Here is a 23,945-nt window from a genome sequence, read left to right as displayed (position 1 = left end):
ATTGGCTGCAGGCCCCTTTCGGTTAATTAACAAACCTCCCTGTTTTTCCTCGGGATTCCCAATAATCGTTGCGGAGATGTATTTTTTGAATTTTTCCTGAAGCGGTTTTCGGCAGCTCCTCCACAAATGTAACCCCGGTTACGGCTTTAAAATGGGCAAGTTTTTCCCTGGTAAATGCAATGACCTCTCGCTCTGTCAATGTTCGGCCGCTTCGCAACACAACAAAAGCATGCGGTGTTTCCCCCCATTTTTCATGAGGTACAGCAATTACAGCAGCTTCAAGGATGGCTGGATGCTCGTATAGGGCGCCTTCAATTTCAATAGAAGAAATATTTTCCCCACCGCTGATGATGATATCTTTCTTACGGTCAACAATGTCAATATTGCCATATTCATCGACATTAGCCATATCTCCTGTATGAAGCCAGCCATTACGTATAGCTCCCATTGTAGCCTCTTCATTTTTCCAGTAGCCCTTCATTACTCCATTACTTCGGACTACAACCTCACCAATTTCTTTGCCATCTTGAGCAACCTCTTCTCCTTGCTCATTTAATACCTTTACTTCACAGCCTATCATCTGGTGGCCTGCCTTTGCTTTCAACCGATATTGCTGATTAAGCGGCAATTCTTTCAGATGGGAACGGACAGTCGATACGGTGCTTAATGGAGATGATTCGGTCATACCGTAGACCTGAATAAACTCCCAGCCAAGCTCTTTCTCTACTCTTGTCACGAAAGCTGGCGGCGGTGCAGACCCTGCAATCACCACCCTCACATCCTGTTCTACATTGGGAACGTGCTGTTCATAATATTGCATGAGGGAATTCAGTACAGTTGGTGCCATATGCATTACAGATACCTTATGCTTTTGCAAGGCTGCAAAAATCTTCTCAGGAGTGGCTTTTCTCATGCATACCTGGGAAGCGCCATTTGCCGTGTAATAAAACGGAGAGCCCCATCCATTTACATGGAACATCGGCAATACATGAAGCAGTACGTCCTGATCCTGGACTCGCAGATGATGCATAGTTGTCAAAGCATGCAAGTAATTATTGCGGTGTGTGAGCATGACGCCCTTCGGATTGCCCGTTGTGCCGCTCGTATATAAAAGGCTGCATACATCATTTTCATCAAGGATTTCCCTGTCAAATGGCTCAGTGCTTTGGCTTTCCAGCCATACATCATAATCCGTTTCATCTGTCGCTTCATCCTTATAATGCACGATTATTTTTTCCACTGTCTTCAACTGATCTTTTACAGGAAGAATAAGGTGATAAAGCTCCTGGTCGACAAACAGGATTTTTGATTCACTATGGTTTAATATAAACAGATAATCATCTGGCTTTAAACGAATATTTAAAGGAACCATAATCGCCCCCAGCTGAAAAACTCCGTAAAATCCTTCAAGCATTTCAACTGAATTGGGTGCAAGATAAGCTATCCTATCCCCTTTTTGAACTTCAAGCGCTTTCAAACCATGGGAAAGCCTGTTGACCCTGGTGTCCAATTCTTCGTATGTAAAAGCTCTGTCATCGGCAAATATCGCTTTTTTGGAACCATAAAGAGAAACAGCGCGATCTAAAAACTGAGTTAATATCAAAGGAACATTCATCTCAAGACACCTCACTGAATATTTTGTTAATTCTGTATTTATTAGTATATTATCACATAAAATGAGACAGTTTCACAGGAAATTTGTCTGTTATATAACATTTTATGCTATCAATTAAGATCTTGCTTAGGGCTCCGATTTAAGATGATGCTCCGGATATTTGGGCTAATTAATCACAATCAGCTTTTAGGCACATACGATATACAAGAAATAATTTAAAAGGGTGTTATATATGCCAGCTATTGTCGGAGTCGCACAGGTTATATCCATCGGAAGCAGCGCAGTTTTTAATATCGGGGATGTATATAAAATCATGCCTGTATCGAATGCCAAAACCTTTTCTGGCGCTGGTTCTTTTAACACAGGTGACGGGCTGAATGTTTATAATAATCGGAGCTCAACGAATACGTATGATTCAGATGGCGTTGACCAAGGCAACTATTTTAATGCTTGAAAATGGGTGATAGCATGAATTTTTATATACAGCAATCGATTCATATCAATTTTATAAAAATTGGCGGAATCACAAACTCTTCCGTTATGCAGATTGGTAGTGCAGGCATAATCAAGCCATCTTCCTATTTGTATAACACAGGAGGGTTTACAGAACCGGCTCCCGAAGCAGAGGTTTCCGTTCCATCGGTTCAATCAGACTCTTTATTAACTACGCCTGCGGTTCCCTTGGGGGGCACAACCCAACCATAGGGATTAATAAATTAAAAGCGAGGTGGTGCGCATGAACCAGCAATTTTCTACCTATCTTCAGCAGTTGCACGCTTTCGTAGAGGCTCAGGAAAGAAGAATCCGCAGCCTGGAAGCAACGGTCAAAAAGCTTCAGGGAGAAACTGAGGCTCTTAAAAGCCGTCCCCCTATGCAGGTTGACCGAATTGAATATAAATTTGACCAGCTAAAGGTGGAGTCTCTTGAAGGAACTTTAAACATTGGACTTAATCCTTCCGAGCTGCAAAACATTGAAGATTTTGCCGTTGATAACAAAAACATCAAAGCACCTGTTTCGCCAAAAAACCACATGAAAAGAACGATGGAAATTGAAGATGCCATCTATCAATATTTAGAAAGCGAGCTGCCGGAAGTAGTTTCAAATGTGCAGCAAAAGTTAAATGTATCTGTGGACGATTCTTATATTGCGTTTATCAAAGAGGACATCAAAAAGCAGCTGCCGAACAGAATTGATTTTTATATCAAACAGCAGCAGTATTCAAACAGAGGACAACAGGACTCTAATGAAAATGCTGAAGTCATTGAAAGCCTTAAAAAGGAAATTCAAAACGGGGTCCATGCTTTTATCTCCCATTTGCCTGAGAACATGAAAGGAATGAAAAAAGAATGAATTACCAAGTATATAACAGAGATGTATGTGTAGGAACCATCAGGGTGCTGGGTGTATCCAGCTCCTCAGTTCTTATGGTAGGAGATACGGAGACGATCCAGCTTGCCGCTACTTTTGATACCCCAGCAGAATCACTTATCGTGGGACCTTTTGTTCCGCTGACACCGGAGTAAACAAAATGCTTCAGCGAACATCAGCGGTCGATAAAATTAACATTGATACCATTGCATTTTCTTCTATCTTTGAGATTGGAGATTCCTCCTATATCCAGGGTTTCTCCAGGGCTATTGCCGTACAGCGGGAAGCAGAGTTTTTTAACGCCCGGGAAGGGAATTATTCTGTTTATCCGATATTCAGCGAACCTATCCCCCTCCTGCCAATTGAAGAAGAAATATCAATCCAGACAACACAGCTAAACCCAGTTATAAAAGTGAAAAACATCGATGTCATCGGTGTTTCTTCATCTTCCATTATCCATATTGGCAGCAGTAAACATATCTCTATGGAGACTCGTGTCAAACACCTCCGCCAGCTTTATCCAAAAAGCAACAATTATTCTGGAGGGGCATAAGACACACATTATATAAAATTTTAAAAAGGATGTTTTTTATGCCAGCTATAATTGGACCGGTACAAATCATAAATGTCGGAGGAGGAGTTGTACAGTTTGGTGACTCACTGTTTATTTCCCCAAAAAGCAATTCCAAATCAACCTCCGGACAGGGAGCGTTGAACACCGGCGGATTTATCATAACTAATAATGGCCTTAATGCCAGCAATGTGCTGGATACCAACCTGATTGACCAGCCAACCGTCGGGAATAACTAATATATTTGAATACATGGAAAGGGATTTGGACGATAGCCGGCGTGCTATCGTCCTTTTAACTTTCTTTCATTCGACTTTCTGGATTTCGTTAATTTAGAAGACGGCTGTTTTTTGATCCACTTCAGATACTTTCCTATTTTATCGTCCTGCCACAATAACTCGATTTTGTTCAGCCTTGCTGCGAGCTCAACATTTGTATATAAAGCATGGATCTGCTTATGGCAGGGGATACATAAATTTGCGGTTGGCAGGAACGTTCCGCCCATTTCTTTAGGTGTTAAATGATGTACAGTTATCTCCACATCCTCCCGTAAACACAATTCACATGTTCCGATTTCCTTCCTCTTCTTCCCCATGGGGAAACCCTCCTTTTTTATTTTAGAATACCCTACTTTTTGTGGGATAAAGAGATGCCTGATGAGTGCGTGCGGGGTGACCTCACCTTTATACAAGGCTCTTTTCGTATAGATTGTTGTTTTTGGACTATAAAGCTTGCCCGTTGATTTCCGCTCCAGTCACGCAGCGAACCCGCGGGGAGGAACGGGAGCCTCCTCGGCGCTTCACGCCTGCGGGGTCTCCCGCTCCCTCTNNACTTTGCGAAAACAGCCTTATACAAAAAAACCGGCAGGTGTCATAGTCCGCCGGTTTTTCCTATTTCTATAACTTAATAGAATGGGCACCGTCAAAGAAAAATAAGTATCTTTCATTGACTTCCCTTTTTAAAATTAGTTCAAGTGCTCTTGTGTACATGTCCATTTGCACTTTATATCTATTTTCAAGTACTGGTTTTGCTTCGGCAAAGCCGCCTTTAAATCTTCCGGTAATACCGTCCGTTTTATAGTCAAGGAGCACTAAGCCCTGTTCATCTTCAAATATACAGTCCACAATTCCCTGGATTAAAATTGGCTCGTCTTCGCCTTGCCAGTTTGGATAGATTTCGCGGGCAGGGAACGATAAACTGAATGGGATCTCTCTTCTGATTGATGCTGCCTGAACCATTCTTTGTCCAAGTTCACTTTCAAAAAACTGCACAATCAGCTGCGAATCGATGCTTTCCCGCTGATCTGCCGTCAACAACTCGTTATGAACCATCTCATCCATCTTAGCAGAAACAGATTCTTCTGTTGCCGGCTGGCAGAAATCGATATGCTGCATCACTGCATGCATGGCCGTTCCCCGTTCTGCTGGCGAAAGTGATTTTTCCTGCATAAAACGAGGCCGGCTTAACAGCGGTTTATTTATTTTACGGATTAATTCAGTGCCGCTATCTTCATCTGAGAATATTTCCCGCTGCCGCTTTACTTCAGAAACCGATTGTTTCGAGCGATGCTGGGCAGCCTGCTTGTAGGTATATTGCCATGAGAGTTGTTCCTGTATTTTTTCCTTATAATCCGATTCTGCAGGAACCTGCTTGCCTTCATAAACCAATTGAAGTAAATCTTCTTCACTCTCTTCTTTTTCTGAAGACAACATGGCTGCGTCCCCGCTTTTCATAATCTTAATGTCCCAGCATGAAGGATGTTCAAGAATATCAGATGAGACTAGAGGGCTTACTGCTGTCGCTTCTCCTCGCAATGTTTCACAATTTTTATGTCTGACTAGGGATGGACCGATCCAGTCCAAATAGCTGTTAGCAGAGGCACGGTCGAACTCATTTAATAGCCAATCTTTATGTTCAGCTGTCTGCAGCCACTGGCTCAGTTTCTTTTCAGCACTTTTTACAGAGGAAACCAGGTATAGCTTTTCTTTAGCCCGGGTTAAGGCAACATATAAAACGCGCATTTCCTCCGCAAGCATTTCCATCTTCTTTTTCCGTTTAAAAGCTATTTGCGGAAGTGATGGATAAGAAATTCTTTTTTCAGCATTCACATACTTAGCAGCAAAACCAAATTCCTTGTCCAGCATGTATGGCTTTTTCAAATCCATCGTATTAAAATTTCGGGCAAGCCCGGCTATGAATACAAATGGAAATTCCAGTCCTTTGCTGCTATGGATGGTCATTAGTCGCACAACGTCTTCCTGTTCACCTAAGGCACGGGCAGCACCAAGGTCATCGCCTCTATCCCGCATCCGCTCAATGAATCTCAGGAAGCGAAACAATCCCCTGAAGGAAGTTGCCTCATACTGTCTGGCCCTGTCATATAAAGCGCGAAGATTCGCCTGCCGCTGTTTTCCGCCCGGCATGCCGCCAACGAAATCATAGAAACGGGTCTTTCTGTAGAGATGCCAGATTAGTTCGGAAAGTGAACCCTGGCGTGCCATAACACGCCATTCCTTAAGCTGCTCAAAGAACGGGCGGACTTTTTCATACAATTCACCTGTTGCAAGGTTTGGTTTAATCCGGCAGAAGGAAGTCATTGCTTCGTAAAAAGAGCCTCTTTTATTATGAATCCGGATTTGAGCTAGTTCTTCCTCTGTTAACCCCAAAATTGGAGATCTTAGAACAGAAGCAAGCGGAATGTCCTGGTAAGGATTATCGATGACTTTAAGAAGGGACATCATAATCGCGACTTCCGTGGCTTCAAAATAACCGCTTGAAAGATTGGCATACACAGGAATACCTTGCTGCTTGAATTCTTCCATAATTTGTGGTGCCCATGTCATGGATCGAAGCAAGACCACGATATCCCGGTACATGGCAGGACGCCCGGATTGGGTTTTCGGATTGTAAACTTCTTTGCGCTCCCCAATAATTTCTTTAATTTTAGCAGCCATATACCTTGCTTCTAGCTGTGATTGCGCCAGCTCCGTGCTGTCGAAATCATCTTGCAGATCTTCGGGCTGCGTTTCATCCTGCTCGTTCCCTTCCAAATCGATAATAGCCAGTTCTACTGGATGCCCCTGATTCTCTGAATAAGGAGCTCCTTTTACCAGTTCAGCAGCTTCATCATATTCAATTTCACCAACAGCAACACCCATTATTTGTTTAAAAATATAGTTGGTGCCATGAAGTACTTCCTTACGGCTTCTGAAATTCCGTGCCAAATCGATCCTGAGCCCTGCTCCTGCTCCGCTTTGGTCAAAACGGGTATACTTGCCCAAAAATAAATTGGGTTCTGCCAGGCGGAAACGATAGATCGACTGCTTCACATCCCCTACCATAAATAGGTTTCCGTTTTCTTCTGAATCAGCCGTTACTAATTGCAAAATGGCTTCCTGCACCATGTTGGTATCTTGATACTCATCGACCAGAACTTCTTTAAACTGGTTTCTGCATGCAAGAGCAGCCACTGATGGCAGCAGACGGCTATTTTCACCTTGTAAAGAAAGAATTTCTAGGCAATAATGCTCTAGGTCAGCAAAATCAACAAGGCCCTTTTCCGTTTTCACCTGGCCAAATCGGACGGAAAAATCCTTAACTAAAGAAACAAGCGTTTCAATATGGGGCTTCATTTCTACCATATCCCTAATGAAGCTTTCCGGTCGGCGTCCAAATAACTCGTCCTGAAGATCAGATATAATTTTCTTTGCTTGATCCCTCAGCTTTTTAGCTTTTTCTACCAGAACCGGATCATAGCCATCGCCTTTACACGTCTTTGCTCTCCCGAATGACCATGATTGCATGGCTTCATAAAGAGTCGACCATGAATCTTCCTTTGCTTCAATAAGAGTATTAACAACATGCAAATCTGCGATAAAGTTTTCAGCCCTTGGAACCGGTCCGCCCGGCAGCCTGGTCAGTTCAAGGCAATACTCAAGCAGCTGCTTGGCTCCCTTCAGCTGCAGATCAACATCATTCAATAGGGAACGGACAAACGGCAGCTGTTCAAGACTAGCAGTTCCATCCACATTATACATCTCAACAATTGAGTCGAGATATTGATTTGGAGAAGGATTAGAACGGGCGAAATCGTATAAGTCCCGGATAATATCCTGCAGGGCTGTATCACTTCTGTCATTCGTAAAAGTATCTACAAGAGCGAAGAAAGCCTCATTTCCCTCCTTGCCGTACTCCTCTTCGAAAAGATCCTCGAGAACTTCATCCCTTAACAGCTGGGCTTCCGTTTCATCAGCGATCCGAAAGCCCGGGTCAATTTCAGTCATATAATAATATTTCCGGATAATCTCCAAACAAAATGAGTGCAAGGTGGAGATGGAAGCTTTATTTAATAAACTCACCTGTTTTCTGAGGTGGACAGACGTTGGATCCGCATTGATGGCTTTTTCAAGAGCCTCGCCGATCCGGTGCCTCATCTCGGCTGCCGATGCATTCGTAAAGGTTACAACCAGCAATTCATCGACATTGATGGGATCTTCTGCTGCGATAATTTTATTGATGATCCTTTCAACAAGAACAGCTGTTTTTCCGGATCCTGCTGCTGCTGCAACCAGGATATCCTGGCCTTTTGCCATAATCGCTTTCCATTGATCATCTGTCCAAGTTGCGTCTTCCGGCTTAGGCGGAATGGTCATTTTCATCTTCCTCCACCTCCTTCTTGATGGTTTCTATAACGTCCTCTTTAGGCTTGGGAACAAACAGCCTGTAATCATTTGTTTCAAGCGATTCATCAAATTGACAAACTGATTTATAGGCACAAAAAGTACAAGGCGTTTTTTCCTTCATTTTATAAGGGGCAATATCGACAGTTCCTTCTGTTATGCGGTTGCCGGTATTTGTATACATCTTCCTCACATAACGCCGTAAATAGTCAAACTCCTGCTTATTGGCGACCTTGGACCGCTTTGAAATGGTCCCGTCCTTTTTGAAGCCGGCGGAAATAATCGATGAATCTCCTGTTTCCAGCGTCTGGTCCATTAACCGGATGACATTTTCATCCCCCAGCATCAGTCCATTCATCTTGAACTTTTTATAGAGTTCTTGCTCTATATCCTCCAATGTCAGCATTTTTGATGTGCTTACAATTGGGTTATGGACATGGAAGTATAGAACTCCCGCTGGATCTGCTTCCGTACCGATCAAGGCATTGGAATGGGCAATAATAATATCCAGATAGGTAAGCATTTGCAGGGCGATGCCATAGTAGACTTCGCTGACATTCAAATCTTTGGAACTCGACTTATAGTCAATAACCCGTAAAAATGTTCCATGTGCATCCTGTGCTTTATCTACCCTGTCAATTCTGCCGACAAGCTCCATTTTCGACCCATTTTTAAGCGGGAAAACGAGCGAAGGCAATTCTCCTTTCGGGCCAAATCCGAGTTCAAGCCCTACTGGAGAGAATCCGCTTGATTTGGCATGCTCGCTGATTACGAATGATGCTCTGCTGATGATTTGTTCAAGCTTTCTCTTAATATAGTGATGCCTGTTTGAGCTTAAGAGAATCTCATTTTGCAATTTAGGGGCAAGCATTTCGACTGCTTCTTTTGCGAGAATTTCACACTGTTCTCTGGTCATATCCGTCCATGATAGCTTTTGAGTCATTACCGTTTCAGCAATATATTTTAATGCAGCATGGAATAAATCTCCAATATCCGGCGCCTCCAGGCGGTATACCTGCCTTTCCCGGAGCCTTAGGCCGTGCTGGGCAAAATGGGAAAACGGGCAGCTGTGGAATAATTCCATTCTGGATACACTTGCCTGTATATGGTCACCATACAGCTCTTTGCTAATGTTCTCATCTAGCTTCTGTGTATTATTTTCATAATTCAGGCTGGAAAGAACCTTTAATGCCGGCCTTCTCCATTGCTCATTTTTTAAATAAATATTATAAACATCCCACCACAAATCATAAATCGGATAGTTTCGCTTCTTCAGCTGCAGCTGTGATGTCAGATAAGAAAGTGCTGTATTAAGGTTATCCGCATATTCAAGCTGTTCAGCTTCCGGCAATTCTGCCGGGTCGGCCATAAAGGCATGCTGCCTGGATTCAGGGAATAAATCTGCCATTCTTTTAATAAAAGGAGACGGCATGAGCGCTTTGCCTTCTTCATTTGCCAGCGGGTAGCTGATAAATAATCTTTCTGACGGGGTGACAAAGGCTTTATAAGCTAAAAATTCCTCATCCAGAAGGCGAGTTCGGCTTCCTGGAGCAAGTTTCATGCCATTTGCATGCAGCTTTTCCCTGTCTTCATCCGCCAGCACACCATCCTCCGAAAATTTGACAGGGAGTACTCCTTCGTTAAGACCAATGACAAAAGCCGCTTTAATGTCAGTTAATCGGGATCTCTCCAAGTCTGCTGCCATTACCTGATCGATAGCAGGCGGAACAAGTGTAAAGCGCAGTGACTCCATTCCGGCATCAAGAATAGAAGCAAACCGCTTTAGAGTGACATCTTCTTGACCCAGCATTTCTACATATTGATCCAGAAGCTCCATTATGGCATTCCAAGCCTGTCCATGTTCCCTTGACTTAACAAGGTTCCCTTTTTCCTCTTCAGCCGTTTTCCATTGTTCCAGTTTTAATGGGACTTCAAGTTCTTCAAGATATAAAAACATAGCTTCACAATATTTACGGCCATTATCAGCTTTTTTAAGGCGGCGGGTTAGCCTTAAAATCGGGCCGGTAATCATTTCCCGAAGATCGTTTAATTCATCTTCGATTTTCTTTTCTGCATCTGTCTGGGCAACTGCTTCAAACTCCAGTCCCCTAATTCTTCTGTAAATCCATCTTCTCTTCCTCGTCCACTTATCCCCTTGGATGCCATAGGCAAGGACATAATTTTCAAGCCTGTCCATCTGCTCGCGCAGACGGGATGGATCTAACTTTGACGGAAAGATGAGCTCAGTCTTAACCGCTCTAAAGATCGGTTCATAACGCCAGTTCCCATTGAGGATCTCCAAGGTCGAGCGAATTAATTCCACTAGAGGGTGATTCAGCATCGTCCTTTTTTGGTCAATGAAATAAGGAATATCGTAGTCGTGAAACACGGTTTCAATCATGTCATGATAATCCTGTCCGTTTCTAGCCAAAACCGCAATATCTCTGTAACGGTATCCTTCAATGCGAATAAGCTGGTTTATTTTTCTTGCGATTCCTTCAATTTCGGCTCTTCTATTTACAGCCTGTCCAATATGAATGGCAGACTCTCCTGAAAAAGCAGCAGCCGGCCTGCTGTCAAAATTGGCTTCAAGATGCCTCAGGGAAGGCGTATTCCATCTTTTTTGCTCAGTAAGCTTGATCTCTTCCACATCCAGCCCATTCCGAGAAGCCATTTCAAAGATCGTTTGATAGTTTTCACCTGACATCCTGAATAAATGAAGTTCATCAGGAGCGCTTTGCTTAAATGGACGATCAAGTGTGAGTGTAATGGTTACCTTTTTGCACAGCTTCATTAGCTGCTCAACGATCATATATTCTTGCGGTGTAAAGCTATAAAAGCCATCTATATAAACTTCTGCATTTTTTAGATACTGTGATCGCGAGGCTTTTTCCGAAAGCAAACGGAAATAATCTTCAGAATCTGTATATTTACCGGAAAGGGATTCTTCAAAATTTTTATAAATTAATTCAAGGTCATGAAGCTTATCCTGCAGCGCTTTATTCGATTCCCCGCCAGCTGAAAGCTGATTCTGCCGCTCTGTCAGCTCATCAGGATTGACACAATAACGTTTAAATTCTGTCATCATCTGTTCAATTTGCTGGATAAATCCATTCTTATCAGCAGCCCGCTGGAAAAGCTTCAGCTCATCTTTTTTATCTTCTATGATTTTGCGGATCAGCATGCTGATGCCAACACTATTAAGATGGTATCTGCTCATGCCTCCAGTTTCCTGAAGAATTCTCCAGGCAAGGCGCGTAAAAGAATACACCTGGCTTCGAACCATTCCATTTAAACCTGGTGTTGTAATTAGTTTATATTCTGATAGAAACGTCATCTGTTCCGGTACTAAATAGATAATTGGGTCGCCATCCGGGCTGAACCGCAGTTCATCGCGGATTTCATTCAGGCAGTACTCCGTTTTGCCGCTTCCGGAACGGCCTATCAATAAACGTACGGTCATGTTTTTCCTCCTTAAAAGAAAAGCAGAAGCGCCCGACACCTCGAGTAGTCAGGCGCTGGAGCTATACAGTTATCGAAATTTAGGTGCTTACTTAACAGATTATGTGAGGCTTCCAAAGCCATCTGCCGAAAAGCCTAGCAGTCATTACGTTTATGTCTATATTCTCTTAAATTATTTTATCATATTAGCTGTTCAATTTTTCAATTGGGGTCTTTCAAAAATGTGGAAATGAACAACTTTCATATACAGGCAATCCTGCATAGGTTATGGTGGCAGGTGATATGAATGGTCTCAAAACCAATTCTGCTGGCAACCTCCATTATTTTGACAGTAACAGGCATTTTTGTTGCCAGCAATATTTATACGCTTATTCCTATTTACGGGGATATAGCTGATACATTTAACGTGAATGAAAATTATATTGTCGGAGGAGGCAGTCTTTTTGCCTTTTTTTATGCAGCCGGATTGCTATACTTTGGCCCTGCTTCTGATACTTTCGGCAGGCGAAAAATAATCACTATCGGTTTGCTCGCCTCATCATTGTCCACTTTTGCTGTGGGGCTTTCAACAAATGTTGAGGCGCTTTATATTTCCAGGTCGATTCAGGGGTTGACACTTGGCAGTTTCGCACCTGTTGCTTTTGCCTATTCCTTTGACCTTTTTCCGCCAAAGAAACGTACCCTGCTGCTCGTATTTATCAATACAGGATTTCTCATTGCCGGTATACTGGGACAACTCATCAGCTCTACAATCACTTTTTATTTTCAGTGGAGTTATGCTTTTTATTTCTTTGCCATTTGTTATTTTGTACTCTTTCTTATGTCGTACAAAATATTGCCCTCAACTCCACCACCAGCCAATTCAAGAGTTTCCGTTATTCAGACTATGAAAAATCTTATAAAAAACAGCAGCCTGTTAAAATGTTACGCCATTACGTTTACTTTACTGTTTTCTTTTGTAGCTTTATACGATTCGATAGGAAGATTTTTCCAGGGGACCAGAGAAGATTTATTTATATTAAGAGCGGTTGGATTAATCGGGGCAGTCCTGTCTCTTTTCACAGGCAAATTAATCGACCGAATTGGCATTTACGCAACCATGAAGCTGGGTTTGTTACTGGGCATATGCAGCATTATTAATATGGCTGTATTTAGCAGTACACCCGCTTTAATGGCCTTTTCCATACTATTTGTAGCCTCCATCTCCCTGCTTGTACCAACAGTTATTACACTCATTGGCATGATTGCAGGGTCTGATCGGGCAAAGGCACTTTCGCTCTATTCATTTATCCTTTTAACTGGAGCCAGCCTTGCTTCGCCTGTTGTGATGGTCCTTCAATATGAGTATGTGCTGCAGCTGCTGCTAGCCTTTTTCCTTTTGAATATGGTACTTGGTTATTTCCTATCAAAAGAAATTAATCTTAGTCCACAGTCAGAATAAATAAGAAAAGCGCGGGACGAGACCGCGCGCTACTTTTATTCTTTCCATTCTGGCCGAAGCAGCCCGTATAAAAACATATCATGCCTGCTTCCATCACGTTCAAGAAAATCTCTGAATCTGCCTTCCCTTTGGAATCCAAGGCTTTCATACAGGGACACGGCTCTATTATTATATGAAAATACAGTAAGCTGCAGCCTATGGAGATTCAATTCCATGAAAGCATAACGAATAAGGCATTGCATGGCTTCTTTTCCATAACCTTTCCCCCATTTAGATTCAGCTGCAATAGCGATGGTGATCCAGCCGGTTCGGTGCGGCCATAGAATACCGTTTAACTCTGCATAGCCGATAAGTTCATTTGTATTTTTTAACCGAATAGCAAACCTGAAAGTATCTTGTGAAGATTCGTCCAGCCATTTTTTTATTTCTGTTTCCTGCTTAGGTTTTACCGGCAGCGCATCCAGGTTGCGCATTATTTTTTCATCTGTATACCACTGGATGATCTTTTTTATATCTTCCTCATTAAAAGCTCCCAATGCTATATCTTTTCCGGATAATATATTTCCGCTGAGCATTCCATCACCCCCGGAACAATAATTTCTGCATTAAATGATGGAATCCTTCTTTCCTGTATTAATTGGTTTTTTTAAAATATATTAGACAAGGCTTCTGTTATGCGGGAACCATCCTTGGACAAACGACCCTAAAGAATCTGGTTTCAGCCCCGCTCTATTCTGCAGCCAGCCAATTTCCCGCCTACAACAATCTCTACTTCATACAAGATGAACCAATATACGCTGAAAAGCCCCGCCAAACTAAAGGTATGGCGGGATTTTTTCGGTGCGGTTATCATTGGATTTTTCTTTTATCTTCACAAATCATCAGCAGATTGCCTTCACTATCCCGGAAATTAAAAAAGGAAATATCCCCATGCTCCTCAATCTCGCTAAAAATTTCTGCATTTAAAGATTTGACGTAGTCATAAGATTGGTAAATATCATTCGTATCGAAAAAGAAAAGCGGCTTTGCATCCTGCTTGGCAACGACCCCTTTATTGGCATCGAGAATAATGCCAGATCCGCCTGATACCGGCAAATCATAAATCATGCCTTCATGAGCAGTTTCCTTTTTCGGATGTCCGAGCAATTGTGAATAGAAATCGATTGCTCTGTTCATATCTTTCACATGGATAAAAATGGCGCCAACCTGATTTTTTACAGGGCTTTTCATGATTTCACTCCTATTTTAAAATTTTGTTTCTTTTTTCACCGGCTAAAGGCTCTTACGAACCAAATATCGAATTTCGCGGATATCCCGTTTTATTTTCCCAAGAAATGCTGGTTTGCCTATCTGCAAGCATGATTCAGCTGCTTTTTCCCCTGAATATGATGAAGAATGCTTATAATCGACCACAATTGGAACTCTTTCGGTCCTCTTCTCTCCAAACTTCTCCAGTTCAGGGGCGGATTGGAACCGCCTTCTGAGAATTCCTGCCACTAAATTTGAGCGCCCGCAAAGAAAAGAGTCCCCGAAGGAACCCTTTATTCGTATGTTTCCACAAAAACTGTAGCACCCATGCCGCCGCCGACACACAAGGATGCAATCCCTTTTTGTCCGCCTCTTCTTTTCAATTCGTGGACAAGGCTAACGACAAGGCGGGCACCAGTACAGCCGATTGGATGACCCAGGCTGATTCCGCTGCCGTTTACATTGACTTTGTCGCGATTCAAACCAAGTTCTTTTTCAACTGCGAGGTATTGTGCAGCAAAAGCTTCATTAACTTCAATCAAGTCTGCATCCTCAAGTGACCATTCTACGTGGGCAAGTCCTTTTTTCACAGCCGGAACCGGGCCTCTTCCCATGACTTTTGGATCTACTCCTGCTACTGAGAAGCCAACGATTTTAGCTAGTGGCACTAAGCCTTTTTCCAGCGCCAGCTCTTCAGGCATCAGAACAAGCGCTGCTCCGCCATCATTTAGGCTGGATGCATTCCCTGCCGTAACGGATCCACCCTTTCTGAATACAGGCTTCAAACCGCTTAGTTTATCGGCAGTTAAATCACTGCGAGGGTTTTCATCCTTTGTAACAATGACTTCCCCTTTCCGGTTTTTCACTTTAATTGGAATGATTTGCGAGTCAAAATAACCGTTTTCAATTGCATGCAAAGCTCTTTCATGGCTCAGCAAAGCAATTTCATCCTGTTCTTCTCTTGTGATGCCATGGATTTCTGCCAGGTTTTCAGCAGTCTCCCCCATCATAATATGATGGATCGGATCCTCCAAAATTTCCCACACTGTATCTGTTACTTGCCCATGCTGCATGCGGGCTCCCCAGCGATGCTGCTTTAATGTATAAGGGCTGGAGCTCATTGCTTCAACTCCGCCTGCAATGACGATATCTGACATGCCCGACTGAATTTGCAGCGCAGCAGAAATAATCGCCTGCATACCTGAAGCACATTGTCTTTGTACAGTGAACCCGGTTGTCGTATCATCAAAGCCTGCAAGCAAAGCAGCTGTTCTTGCCGTATTTGGCTCATCCGTGCGCTGAATGCAATGGCCTAAAATGACCTCATCCACCTCATTGCTTTGCAATCCGCTTCTCTCCGCTGCTTCTTTTAAAGCCGGAACAATTAAATCAGTCGGAAGAAGATCCTTAAAGGCTCCGCCAAATGTTCCGACTGGTGTCCTGACAGCTGATGTTATTACTACACTTCTCATCCTTTTTCACCTCGTTTGTTATCCTCAGCCACAGTTCCGAGCATCCTCTCGAAACCGGGTGTTACATCATTATTCCGCCATCTACATGAAGGACAGTTCCATTAACATAATCTGATTCATCGGAAGCAAGGAACAAATATGCGCTGGCAATGTCTTCAGGATTTCCAAGCCTCCCAAGCGGGACCATTCCTTTCATTTGCCCGATAACCTTTTCTGGAACCTTTGCTGTCATACCGGTTGCAATAAATCCAGGAGCAACTGCATTCACATTGATTCCTTTTCTCCCCAATTCCTTTGCCCATGTCTTAGTCATGCCGACTACCCCAGCTTTTGCTGCTGCGTAGTTTGTTTGTCCAATATTTCCATAGACTCCGGAAACAGATGAAGTATTGATAATTTTTCCGCCTCCCTGCTCCACCATTTCCGGAAGGACTGCTTGAGTGCAGTGAAATACACCAGAAAGGTTGACATCCAAAACTGCCTGAAAATCTTCAGCAGATAGTTTCGATAGCATCCCATCTCTTGTAATTCCTGCATTATTTACTAAAATATCAATTTTTCCAAATGTCTCTTTTACGGCTTCAACCATTTGGTCAATACTTTGCCTATCTGCCACATTTACCTGGAAAAATTCTACGTTAAATCCTTTATCTTTTAGCACCTGTGCTCTTGGTTTTCCAAGGTCAGCATTATAATCCGCCATAGCTACCGAAGCTCCTTCACTGGCAAATCTTTCTGCAGCTGCAAGGCCAATACCGTTGGCGGCTCCGGTTATAATGGCTGTTTTCCCTTTAAGCCTCATCTATTGCACCCCCGTTATTATTCAAAAATTCCGACATCACACAAAGCAGCTGATCTATATCATCGATCGGCGGCGAATGTCCGCAATCTTTTAATTCGACAAAGCTTGCATTTTCTCCTATGTGTTCGATTATTTCTTCAGCCATTTGTTTAGGAATGACCACATCCGTGAACTAACACCGCGCACAACGCCCATTATGCTCCTATCAACACGGCCCCAAAACAAAGCCAATTAGCTTTGAACCCAGCATAAAAAAAGGCTGTTACAAATGAGTTACACCACGAACATGTTATGGTAATTTTTTGAATCGGTTTAATACCCGCTAAAAAAGGCTAAGAAATATAAAACAAATGACGGCAAGTTGAAAGGAGCAATCATGATGAAAGTTGTTTATGGCTTAATGACTCAAAACGGAGATGCCCAGGAATTGTTATGGGATCTGGGCTTTTGGGAGAGCGAAGAATCCGCCAGGGAATATTTAAGTACAGAAATGTCCAATACGCGCGGAATTACAGTTGAACCGATTAACATTAATGATCCTATACCGGTCTCACCAGAGGAAATAGAAGAAAACGAAATGGTTGCCTGCTCCCTGTGCGGAATTCAATATAACCGGGAAGATGTCAATATGACTGATTATGATGAAAATGTTTGTGTTAATTGTGAGCCTGAATATAGGGAGAATCCTAATTTGCATGTTATCTAAAAATTATTGTTTTTAGGACCGTCCTAGTTATTTTCAGAATCTAAGCATTATAAAAAAAGGACTCGAATTTTATCGAGTCCTTTTGCCGTTCAAAGTCACAATGAATTTTAATAGCTAATTTAAAAAGAAGCGTCCATTTCATCAAGCGGCCAGTAGCGCAGATTAACTTTTCCAACAACCTGCTCCGCTGAAATAAACCCAAAGTGGCGGCTGTCCCAGCTTCCGAGACGGTTATCCCCCATCACAAACAGCTTACCCTCCGGAACTGCTTCCGCGCCTGTCATTTCTCTAAGAGTGAAATCGCCTGTCAGCCTGCCGCCAAGTGCATCTTTCCGGTATTTTTCCAAATATGGCTCATCCACTTTTTTGCCATTGATATAAAGTTCATCATTGCGGTATTCTATTTTATCTCCTGGGAGCCCAATAACTCTTTTTACAAAGTCCTCTTTATCATTATGATGAAATACAATGACGTCAAAACGATCCAAATCGCTGGCCTGATAGCCAATTTTATTAACAATTAGCTTATTCCCATCCTGAAGTGTTGGCATCATGGATTCACCTTCCACCACATAATTGGAGAAGAAAAAAGTCCGTATAAAAGCAAAGATAATTATGCCGATAGCAAAAGCCTTTATCCATTCTGCCCCTTCTTTTTTCAATTCTTCCTTCACACTGCATCTCCCCCAATGCTTTCTAGAATCGCTATTCTTTATGAGTGCGATCTTTTTCTACGCTCATATTCATTTTTATTTCAATGATTTTGCCCACATACCAAAGAATAAAAATAACCAGCGCAACAATGGCTGACCGAATTGGCTGTGTCACTAAGGACCTTATGTCATAGCCAACAAAGCTAATTGTAAAAATCATAACCATTTTACCTGTCAGGACAGCCAGCATATATTGAGCAATGCTGATGTTTGAAAGGCCTGCGACGATATTGACAACAGCAGATGGAGTAAACGGAAAGCAAAGTAAAATGAACAAAGGGCCGAATCCATGCTTTTCCACCCAGCTCATCAGCTTTTGCACCTTTTGGTGCTTTTTCAAAACCCGCAGTATTCTTTTCTGTCCGTATTTGCGGATTAGCAAGAAAACGATTAGGGCTCCCGCTACAGCACCTATCCAGGAATACAAGAAACCAAGCCAGAGGCCGAATGCGCTTGCGTTTGCCATAACAAATAAAAACAGCGGCAGAAACGGCAGAAACGCTTCAAGCATAGGCAGCAGGATGCCTGGGAGGGGGCCAAAAGAGCGATATTCCTGAATTAAATCCATTATGTTTTCCAATGTAAACCAGTCTTTGAACAGTTCAAAATCCATTTAGTATTTCTCCTTGTACATATGCGGCGAGCAGCTTTTTATAAGTCATAACGCAAATCCCCGTTTTTAAAAAGGGCAATTTCCTCTATTTTTACCACTTACCCTTTTATTGTACACCTAATCAGCAAAAAAAGAGTAAATCGAACTCCCGGCTCTTTCTATTATTTTGAGAGAAATTCATGAATAGCTGCTTTGTTTTCCTCCAGATTAATCGCCAGTACAGCAGCCCCATTGATCCTCTGATTTTCAAATGTGCCATCAACAGGAACACGGAGAGTTTCCACATTCCTGCTATCTTTAGAAATAAAGTCTTTCCCAATGTACAGCATATCTCCTGTATCCATATTAGTATTTACGAAAGGTGTTACAACCCCTATCAGTTTCGGCAGCTTTGTAATGGTTTGGAAGCTGGTAAACTGGCTGGCAACTTCCTTCATCACTTTCTGCTGACGCTCTACTCTTCCAAAATCACCCACTGCATCCTGCCTGAATCTTACATAGCCGAGAAGATGCTCGCCATCCAGGCGCTGCAAACCTGGTTCCAGAGTAACTCCAATATTGGCGGACATTCTTTTTTCAACGTCAATTTCTACTCCTCTTGGGAAGGCCTCATCAATCAAATGGACAAAGCCCTCGAAATCCACAATAGAATAATATTGAGTATCTAAATCAAAGTTTTCCTTCAGCGTTTGCCTTAATAGCTCTGGCCCGCCATATGCCAGTGCTGCATTTATCCTATTTTGTCCGTGGCCCGGGATGTCTACATACATATCCCTCATAAAGGAAAGAAGTTTATATGTGCCCTTATCGGGATGATATTGGGCAACCATAATTGTATCTGCCCTCGATTTTTCTTCCCCCCTGGCGTCACTTCCTAATATCAATATATTCGTTCCACCGTACTGATCCTTTTCTCCATTAAACTCAAATTCTTCTGTCTCTATATTTGCTTCACCTTTTGATTGGGAAACCCCCTGCTTAAATTGGAAATAAGAATAAGCAAGTGTCCCTGCAAACAACAGAAACAGAATTAAGAGAAACGATTTCCATTTCCTCTTCTTTTTCTGCTTTTTATATTCATGTCTTTCAGATCTCATAAAATTAAGTCCTTTCTTTAAAACAAAATGATAGTCCCGCTGGTTTGGCAGGCCGGGCTTTGAAGATATGCTAAACAGACCTTCAAATATATTTGACTGATGTTCTTGTTAAAAAGTTTCGATATCGGTACTGGTATATCCTGTATACCCTTATAATTTGCAGATGAATTACTTTCTTTGCAACTTATTTTGATAATCTTAAACCTTTGGGGCGGTTGGGCAGAAAAATTTAATTTCGTTGATATATCGGCTTTTTCGTTGATATATACAGTCTTTCGTTGATAAATTGAAAATTTCGTTGATATATCCATTTTTCCGTTGATTTCTATGCTTCCTGTTCCAATTATTTCACAATTCAAACTAAAAAACCGCAAACCCGAAGGCCTGCGGCAATTTTTTATAGGTATTGATCGAACCAGCCAGCAATATAGTTGAGACGGCTGATTCTTAGGTTAGGCTTCCCGCTTCTTGATAGTTCATGGTTCGATTCAGGGAAACGGATAAATTTAGCTGTTTTTTTACGATGCTTTAAAGCAATGAATAATTGCTCTGCCTGTTCAATCGGACAGCGGTAATCTTTTTCACTATGAAGTATCAGCAATGGTGTATCCATTTCATTCACATAGGCAAGCGGAGAATGCTTCCATAGCTTATCAATATCATTCAAATTACTTTTAATTTGCCAATCCGTAAAATAATAGCCGATATCACTTACCCCGTAAAAGCTGATCCAGTTGGAGATAGAGCGCTGTGTGACTGCTGCCTTGAAGCGGTTTGTATGCCCAATAATCCAGTTGGTCATAAAGCCCCCATAGCTTCCACCTGTCACGCCAAGCCGGTCTTTATCAATAAAATCATAGTTTTCCAGCGCGTAATCAACTGCATCCATAATATCTTCATAATCTTTGCCGCCGTAATCTCCCCTTACAGCGTCAACAAACTGCTGGCCGTATCCATGGCTTCCTCTTGGGTTAATAAATAATACGGCATAGCCTTTTGCAGTAAGGCACTGAAATTCGTGGAAATAGGAATTGGCATACATCGCATGAGGCCCGCCGTGGATTTCCACTACAAGCGGAGCTTTGTCGCCATCCTGCAGATGGAGTGGCTTCATGATCCAGCCATGCAGATCCCAATCATCTGAAGATTTAAACTGAATCGGCTCTGCATCTGCAAGCTCCACCTTGCCCAAAAACTCTTCATTCACATTTGTCAGCTGTTCTAATTCTCCCGTTGGTACGTCCAGCAAAAATAAATCGCCAGGATATGCAGGCTTGCTGATGGCTACGACTGCCTGGTTGATATTTCCGCCGGTAGTCAAACCATACACATGCTGCTGATCCAGAAGCGCCGGGTACAATTCGCCCTCCAAAGAGCCATAATAAACAACTGTATTGCCATTGTCCGTGGCCAGGAAATAAAAACTCCTGCTGTCCTCTGCCCAAAGAATTCCTGGTGTCACTACACCCTGCTGGAAATCTCCGATTGCATAATCCCCTGCCAAAATATCAGAATCCGCAGTCAGGCACTGTATGTTTTCAGTTTCAAGGCCGTAAATCCAAACCTTTGTATGTGTGGCATTTTCATATTCTCTTTCGTGTCCGAACATGCCCAGATATTTTCCATCTGGTGACCATGTAGCATTACCAAAATAACCTTTGCCGTTCGTTACCTTTTTCATTTCTTTTGTTTCAGGATTGACGAGATAAACATCGCTTACAAAAGAAAAATCTTTTTCTTCGCTTAAATCAGCCGTTACAGCCACTGATTTTCCATCAGGGGACCAGCTTTGCACCTGATAGTCATGCTCACCTGAAGTTAGCTGTTCAATCATGCCAGTCTCTATATCTACAGCTGCCACTTGGCTGTATCTTCCGCTCCAAAATCCCTGAGCATCTGATTTGTGTTTCATTTTATCAATTTCAAGCGGAACCGGCTTCTCATCTTGCTTTTCCTGTTTTTCCGCTTTCCCCGCTTCTTCATCTGGCTTCAAAGATACATTAAAAGCAAGCTTTTTTCCGTCCGGTGACCAAACAGGATTGGAAGCGCCATTTGTGCACTGGGTCAGCTGACGTGCTTCACCGCCTGTTATGTTCATAATATAAATCTGCGGTTTGCCGCTCCTATCGGAAACGAATGCAAGCGCTCGTCCATCCGGAGACCAGCGCGGTGAATGATTTTTATGTTCACCATACGTCCACTGGACTGGTTTATTCTTTTCGCTGGCATTTATATAGAATAAATTCGAGCTATATGTATTTTTATCTTCTAGTATTTTCGTCTCAACATATACCAAACCGGACCCATCCGAGGATAGCTGCGGGTCGGCAACCGACTTTAACTCATAAAGATCTTCAGGTTGTATTGCTCTCTTTTGTGTCATTTCTTCCATCCTTCCTAACTATGCTGTTCTACTTATTTCGACATTAGAAATAAAATCCCTTCTCATTCTGCTAATAGGTGAAACTTTTTTTGCTAAATGGAAATGATGTGGATAGGGGGCTTTCACCTTATTCGACAAATAAAGGCTCTTGCAAGGAGAAGCTTTCCTTTGTAAAATTAAATAGGAACACTTGTTCTGGAAAGATTATCTGGATGAAACTTGCAAGCTCGTGAAATAGCAGGCAACTTTTGATTAAGGGAGTAGAAAGATTATGACGAGAATTCCTGAGGAAGACCGTAACGTAATGGAACAGGCTATCTATTTGCCAATGGTATTAACTATTTTAAACCGTGATCTGATTGTTATTAATAAAAGTCCCTTCAAACTAAAACAGCCTTATCTTGATTTAGTTGAAGAAACCCTGAAAGTCATACAAAATGAACTATCAGAAGTCAAACGCTATATGAACAAAAACCAGCTCAAGGTTCATGAAATTAAACGAGATGACGCGTTTACCATGTTCATGTTTCTCTATAAAGGCTACGAGGAGCGTCATAATTACTTTAATCCCCGCATCCGCAACAAAGTTCAGGAGCTAATGGTATATTATCTGTTTAAAAGGCATGTGACCGGAACTGGCAAAAACCTAAAAGCAAATTAATTCGATAAATTTGTAATGGGAAGAGCCTGCTTTTAATATTGTAATATACACGGAAAAACAGAAGCATGAAAACATGCATGCTTCTCGCTTATCCTGCTATCCCTAATCCCTTCTTGCACCATATGCTCCCGCTCTCTCCGAAGCATTCAAACTTCTGGAACCATTTAAAAAGTATAGTGCCTTTCTCTCTGATTCTTCTATCCTGCTTATTAGAGTTGTTTTTAGCAATGCTGTCCTCAGCAGCTGGTTATTAAAAGTATTGTAAGACACTGGAAGAATAAAACTTTGCTTATTTTTGAAAACCGCCTCTGTATTTCCGTCATTAGTCCGTTTGTAATAGAGAATATGCTCCTGTGCAATCCAAATGCATTCAGGATTGCTTGGAGAGGTTGTTGGGAAAAAATAAATGAAGTTTGTGGGGTCAATTGTAATCGGAGCCTTGTGGGTTATTCCGGTCAATTGGCGCGTACCCTCCTTTCTGCCTTCATAGCTTGAACCGAAAAACCTGCAGCTTTTTTTAATAATTTCAATGGGTTTAAATGGGGAAGTCAATTCTTCATCAAGCCCCCAAATTTGTGAATAAACCTTAAGGCCATAAGGGAGAGGCTTGATAATCATCGTATTTGGATTGATCTCATATTCTTCGATTAGCTGAGTATTTGGGCTTCTCATTTTTTCATCTCCTTTTTTTGTATACCGCCGCATTTTCATAATAGCACCAATTAATCTAAAAATTACTAATTTTCGATAATAGTTGCTAAAATGTTCACATTTTCGACATCCATGAAAATATTTTCTAAAAATTTAAAAAATTTAGTTGAATATTCAGAAGGAATTCCATATAATATTAAAAAGCATCAGGGGTGATTTCCATGAAGGAAAAATCATACACCGAATTAATGAAAGCGAGCGCCATGAAGCGCAAGCAGCAGAAAGAGTCCTTTGTTCTTGACCTTTACATTGACATGCTGATTTCTGAGATCCTGCTGAACACAGAAAAAGAAAAATTAATGAAAAAAGTGGACGCAGCCATTGACGAAGGAAACAAGCCGGCATTTATCCATTTATCAAACCAGTACAGGGAACTTTCCAAACGTTTCGGTACTTAGCAAA

At 42.1% G+C, this 23,945-nt stretch carries 24 protein-coding genes; 10 read left to right on the top strand and 14 right to left on the bottom strand.

Annotation, left to right across the window (positions count from 1 at the left end; all coding sequences use genetic code 11):
* Positions 1 to 22: 22 nt before the first annotated feature.
* Positions 23 to 1,615 (bottom strand): long-chain-fatty-acid--CoA ligase, encoded by a 1,593-nt coding sequence (locus J7I93_RS12405; protein ID WP_214726176.1) that lies wholly within the window; start codon positions 1,613 to 1,615, stop codon positions 23 to 25.
* 232 nt (positions 1,616 to 1,847) lie between these two features.
* On the opposite strand from J7I93_RS12405, the gene J7I93_RS12400 reads away from it, so the two are divergent.
* Genes J7I93_RS12400 through J7I93_RS12375 form a run of 6 tightly spaced genes read left to right on the top strand, consistent with a single transcriptional unit; the run spans position 1,848 to position 3,794 of the window.
* The gene (locus tag J7I93_RS12400) at positions 1,848 to 2,069 is read left to right on the top strand and encodes a spore germination protein (protein WP_110065386.1); all 222 of its coding nucleotides are present in this window, start codon (positions 1,848 to 1,850) and stop codon (positions 2,067 to 2,069) included.
* Between the two features lie 14 nt (positions 2,070 to 2,083).
* Positions 2,084 to 2,320, top strand: a complete 237-nt coding sequence (locus J7I93_RS12395; protein WP_214726175.1) for a spore germination protein GerPB — start codon at positions 2,084 to 2,086, stop codon at positions 2,318 to 2,320.
* A gap of 31 nt (positions 2,321 to 2,351) precedes the next feature.
* Positions 2,352 to 2,966, top strand: a complete 615-nt coding sequence (gene gerPC / locus J7I93_RS12390) for a spore germination protein GerPC (RefSeq protein WP_214726174.1) — start codon at positions 2,352 to 2,354, stop codon at positions 2,964 to 2,966.
* Positions 2,963 to 3,139, top strand: coding sequence for a spore gernimation protein GerPD (locus tag J7I93_RS12385; protein ID WP_214726173.1), 177 nt, complete (start codon positions 2,963 to 2,965; stop codon positions 3,137 to 3,139). Before gerPC ends, J7I93_RS12385 begins: the two co-directional genes overlap by 4 nt.
* Before the next feature lie 5 nt (positions 3,140 to 3,144).
* The gene (locus tag J7I93_RS12380) at positions 3,145 to 3,537 is read left to right on the top strand and encodes a spore germination protein GerPE (RefSeq protein ID WP_214726172.1); all 393 of its coding nucleotides are present in this window, start codon (positions 3,145 to 3,147) and stop codon (positions 3,535 to 3,537) included.
* Positions 3,538 to 3,575: 38 nt separating this feature from the next.
* Positions 3,576 to 3,794 carry a spore germination protein gene (locus J7I93_RS12375; protein ID WP_214726171.1) on the top strand — a complete coding sequence of 73 codons (219 nt, stop codon included), beginning with the start codon at positions 3,576 to 3,578 and terminating at the stop codon, positions 3,792 to 3,794.
* Between the two features lie 44 nt (positions 3,795 to 3,838).
* Here the strand turns inward: J7I93_RS12375 and J7I93_RS12370 are convergent, their stop codons facing one another.
* The 3 genes from J7I93_RS12370 to addB all read right to left on the bottom strand — a co-directional run bounded on the left by J7I93_RS12370 (position 3,839) and on the right by addB (position 11,697).
* Positions 3,839 to 4,150: an HNH endonuclease gene (locus tag J7I93_RS12370; protein ID WP_214726170.1), complete on the bottom strand. Its 312-nt coding sequence runs from the start codon at positions 4,148 to 4,150 to the stop codon at positions 3,839 to 3,841.
* Between the two features lie 301 nt (positions 4,151 to 4,451).
* Entirely contained in the window at positions 4,452 to 8,207 is a 3,756-nt protein-coding gene (gene addA / locus J7I93_RS12365) for a helicase-exonuclease AddAB subunit AddA (RefSeq protein WP_214726234.1), read from the bottom strand.
* Positions 8,191 to 11,697 (bottom strand): helicase-exonuclease AddAB subunit AddB, encoded by a 3,507-nt coding sequence (gene addB / locus J7I93_RS12360; protein ID WP_214726169.1) that lies wholly within the window; start codon positions 11,695 to 11,697, stop codon positions 8,191 to 8,193. The genes addA and addB overlap by 17 nt, the downstream gene beginning before the upstream one ends.
* A gap of 285 nt (positions 11,698 to 11,982) precedes the next feature.
* Here addB and J7I93_RS12355 point away from each other — a divergent pair, with 285 nt between their 5' ends.
* Complete coding sequence (locus J7I93_RS12355; RefSeq protein WP_214726168.1) at positions 11,983 to 13,137, top strand: MFS transporter; 1,155 nt, start codon at positions 11,983 to 11,985, stop codon at positions 13,135 to 13,137.
* 35 nt (positions 13,138 to 13,172) lie between these two features.
* Here J7I93_RS12355 and J7I93_RS12350 read toward each other — a convergent pair whose 3' ends face one another.
* The 5 genes from J7I93_RS12350 to J7I93_RS12330 all read right to left on the bottom strand — a co-directional run bounded on the left by J7I93_RS12350 (position 13,173) and on the right by J7I93_RS12330 (position 16,822).
* On the bottom strand, positions 13,173 to 13,712 hold the full coding sequence (locus J7I93_RS12350; RefSeq protein ID WP_214726167.1) for a GNAT family N-acetyltransferase: 540 nt from the start codon (positions 13,710 to 13,712) through the stop codon (positions 13,173 to 13,175).
* A gap of 274 nt (positions 13,713 to 13,986) precedes the next feature.
* Positions 13,987 to 14,367, bottom strand: a complete 381-nt coding sequence (locus J7I93_RS12345) for a VOC family protein (protein WP_214726166.1) — start codon at positions 14,365 to 14,367, stop codon at positions 13,987 to 13,989.
* Positions 14,368 to 14,678: 311 nt separating this feature from the next.
* A complete protein-coding gene (locus J7I93_RS12340) occupies positions 14,679 to 15,857 on the bottom strand; it encodes a thiolase family protein (protein ID WP_214726165.1) in 1,179 nt (392 codons plus the stop codon).
* Positions 15,858 to 15,918: 61 nt separating this feature from the next.
* Positions 15,919 to 16,659, bottom strand: coding sequence for a 3-oxoacyl-ACP reductase FabG (fabG, locus tag J7I93_RS12335; protein WP_214726164.1), 741 nt, complete (start codon positions 16,657 to 16,659; stop codon positions 15,919 to 15,921).
* Entirely contained in the window at positions 16,649 to 16,822 is a 174-nt protein-coding gene (locus J7I93_RS12330; RefSeq protein WP_214726163.1) for an alpha/beta fold hydrolase, read from the bottom strand. Before J7I93_RS12330 ends, fabG begins: the two co-directional genes overlap by 11 nt.
* Before the next feature lie 213 nt (positions 16,823 to 17,035).
* On the opposite strand from J7I93_RS12330, the gene J7I93_RS12325 reads away from it, so the two are divergent.
* The gene (locus J7I93_RS12325; protein ID WP_214988102.1) at positions 17,036 to 17,365 is read left to right on the top strand and encodes a hypothetical protein; all 330 of its coding nucleotides are present in this window, start codon (positions 17,036 to 17,038) and stop codon (positions 17,363 to 17,365) included.
* Positions 17,366 to 17,484: 119 nt separating this feature from the next.
* On the opposite strand, the gene lepB is transcribed toward J7I93_RS12325, so the two are convergent.
* From lepB to J7I93_RS12305, 4 genes are all read right to left on the bottom strand, one after another.
* Positions 17,485 to 18,039, bottom strand: coding sequence for a signal peptidase I (gene lepB / locus J7I93_RS12320; RefSeq protein WP_214726162.1), 555 nt, complete (start codon positions 18,037 to 18,039; stop codon positions 17,485 to 17,487).
* Between the two features lie 31 nt (positions 18,040 to 18,070).
* Positions 18,071 to 18,691 (bottom strand): TVP38/TMEM64 family protein, encoded by a 621-nt coding sequence (locus J7I93_RS12315; protein ID WP_214726161.1) that lies wholly within the window; start codon positions 18,689 to 18,691, stop codon positions 18,071 to 18,073.
* Between the two features lie 161 nt (positions 18,692 to 18,852).
* A complete protein-coding gene (locus J7I93_RS12310; protein WP_214726160.1) occupies positions 18,853 to 19,788 on the bottom strand; it encodes an LCP family protein in 936 nt (311 codons plus the stop codon).
* Positions 19,789 to 20,185: 397 nt separating this feature from the next.
* Positions 20,186 to 22,171 (bottom strand): S9 family peptidase, encoded by a 1,986-nt coding sequence (locus tag J7I93_RS12305; protein ID WP_214726159.1) that lies wholly within the window; start codon positions 22,169 to 22,171, stop codon positions 20,186 to 20,188.
* Positions 22,172 to 22,442: 271 nt separating this feature from the next.
* Here J7I93_RS12305 and J7I93_RS12300 point away from each other — a divergent pair, with 271 nt between their 5' ends.
* The gene (locus J7I93_RS12300) at positions 22,443 to 22,832 is read left to right on the top strand and encodes a YhjD family protein (protein ID WP_214726158.1); all 390 of its coding nucleotides are present in this window, start codon (positions 22,443 to 22,445) and stop codon (positions 22,830 to 22,832) included.
* Positions 22,833 to 22,934: 102 nt separating this feature from the next.
* Here J7I93_RS12300 and J7I93_RS12295 read toward each other — a convergent pair whose 3' ends face one another.
* Positions 22,935 to 23,504 (bottom strand): competence protein ComK, encoded by a 570-nt coding sequence (locus tag J7I93_RS12295; RefSeq protein WP_214726157.1) that lies wholly within the window; start codon positions 23,502 to 23,504, stop codon positions 22,935 to 22,937.
* Positions 23,505 to 23,704: 200 nt separating this feature from the next.
* On the opposite strand from J7I93_RS12295, the gene J7I93_RS12290 reads away from it, so the two are divergent.
* Complete coding sequence (locus J7I93_RS12290) at positions 23,705 to 23,941, top strand: IDEAL domain-containing protein (RefSeq protein ID WP_110065404.1); 237 nt, start codon at positions 23,705 to 23,707, stop codon at positions 23,939 to 23,941.
* Positions 23,942 to 23,945: the final 4 nt, after the last annotated feature.

It is taken from the genome of Bacillus sp. ISL-47 (genome assembly GCF_018613175.1).
Classification (GTDB): domain Bacteria; phylum Bacillota; class Bacilli; order Bacillales; family Cytobacillaceae; genus Cytobacillus.
The sequence above is the reverse complement of the archived record's forward strand: the minus strand, read 5'-3'. Positions and strand labels throughout refer to the sequence as shown.

Bases quoted from the DNA above. Each gene is read 5' to 3' on its own strand.
- J7I93_RS12395 (WP_214726175.1), top strand. From the start codon at position 2,084: ATGAATTTTTATATACAGCAATCGATTCATATCAATTTTATAAAAATT.
- J7I93_RS12295 (WP_214726157.1), bottom strand. From the start codon at position 23,504: ATGAGAAGCCCAAATACTCAGCTAATCGAAGAATATGAGATCAATCCA.
- J7I93_RS12325 (WP_214988102.1), top strand. From the start codon at position 17,036: ATGATGAAAGTTGTTTATGGCTTAATGACTCAAAACGGAGATGCCCAG.
- J7I93_RS12380 (WP_214726172.1), top strand. From the start codon at position 3,145: ATGCTTCAGCGAACATCAGCGGTCGATAAAATTAACATTGATACCATT.
- J7I93_RS12355 (WP_214726168.1), top strand. From the start codon at position 11,983: ATGGTCTCAAAACCAATTCTGCTGGCAACCTCCATTATTTTGACAGTA.
- J7I93_RS12290 (WP_110065404.1), top strand. From the start codon at position 23,705: ATGAAGGAAAAATCATACACCGAATTAATGAAAGCGAGCGCCATGAAG.
- J7I93_RS12350 (WP_214726167.1), bottom strand. From the start codon at position 13,712: ATGCTCAGCGGAAATATATTATCCGGAAAAGATATAGCATTGGGAGCT.
- J7I93_RS12340 (WP_214726165.1), bottom strand. From the start codon at position 15,857: ATGAGAAGTGTAGTAATAACATCAGCTGTCAGGACACCAGTCGGAACA.
- gerPC (WP_214726174.1), top strand. From the start codon at position 2,352: ATGAACCAGCAATTTTCTACCTATCTTCAGCAGTTGCACGCTTTCGTA.
- J7I93_RS12305 (WP_214726159.1), bottom strand. From the start codon at position 22,171: ATGACACAAAAGAGAGCAATACAACCTGAAGATCTTTATGAGTTAAAG.
- J7I93_RS12405 (WP_214726176.1), bottom strand. From the start codon at position 1,615: ATGAATGTTCCTTTGATATTAACTCAGTTTTTAGATCGCGCTGTTTCT.
- J7I93_RS12310 (WP_214726160.1), bottom strand. From the start codon at position 19,788: ATGAGATCTGAAAGACATGAATATAAAAAGCAGAAAAAGAAGAGGAAA.
- addB (WP_214726169.1), bottom strand. From the start codon at position 11,697: ATGACCGTACGTTTATTGATAGGCCGTTCCGGAAGCGGCAAAACGGAG.
- J7I93_RS12370 (WP_214726170.1), bottom strand. From the start codon at position 4,150: ATGGGGAAGAAGAGGAAGGAAATCGGAACATGTGAATTGTGTTTACGG.
- J7I93_RS12400 (WP_110065386.1), top strand. From the start codon at position 1,848: ATGCCAGCTATTGTCGGAGTCGCACAGGTTATATCCATCGGAAGCAGC.
- J7I93_RS12385 (WP_214726173.1), top strand. From the start codon at position 2,963: ATGAATTACCAAGTATATAACAGAGATGTATGTGTAGGAACCATCAGG.
- J7I93_RS12345 (WP_214726166.1), bottom strand. From the start codon at position 14,367: ATGAAAAGCCCTGTAAAAAATCAGGTTGGCGCCATTTTTATCCATGTG.
- J7I93_RS12315 (WP_214726161.1), bottom strand. From the start codon at position 18,691: ATGGATTTTGAACTGTTCAAAGACTGGTTTACATTGGAAAACATAATG.
- addA (WP_214726234.1), bottom strand. From the start codon at position 8,207: ATGACCATTCCGCCTAAGCCGGAAGACGCAACTTGGACAGATGATCAA.
- J7I93_RS12300 (WP_214726158.1), top strand. From the start codon at position 22,443: ATGACGAGAATTCCTGAGGAAGACCGTAACGTAATGGAACAGGCTATC.
- J7I93_RS12375 (WP_214726171.1), top strand. From the start codon at position 3,576: ATGCCAGCTATAATTGGACCGGTACAAATCATAAATGTCGGAGGAGGA.
- fabG (WP_214726164.1), bottom strand. From the start codon at position 16,659: ATGAGGCTTAAAGGGAAAACAGCCATTATAACCGGAGCCGCCAACGGT.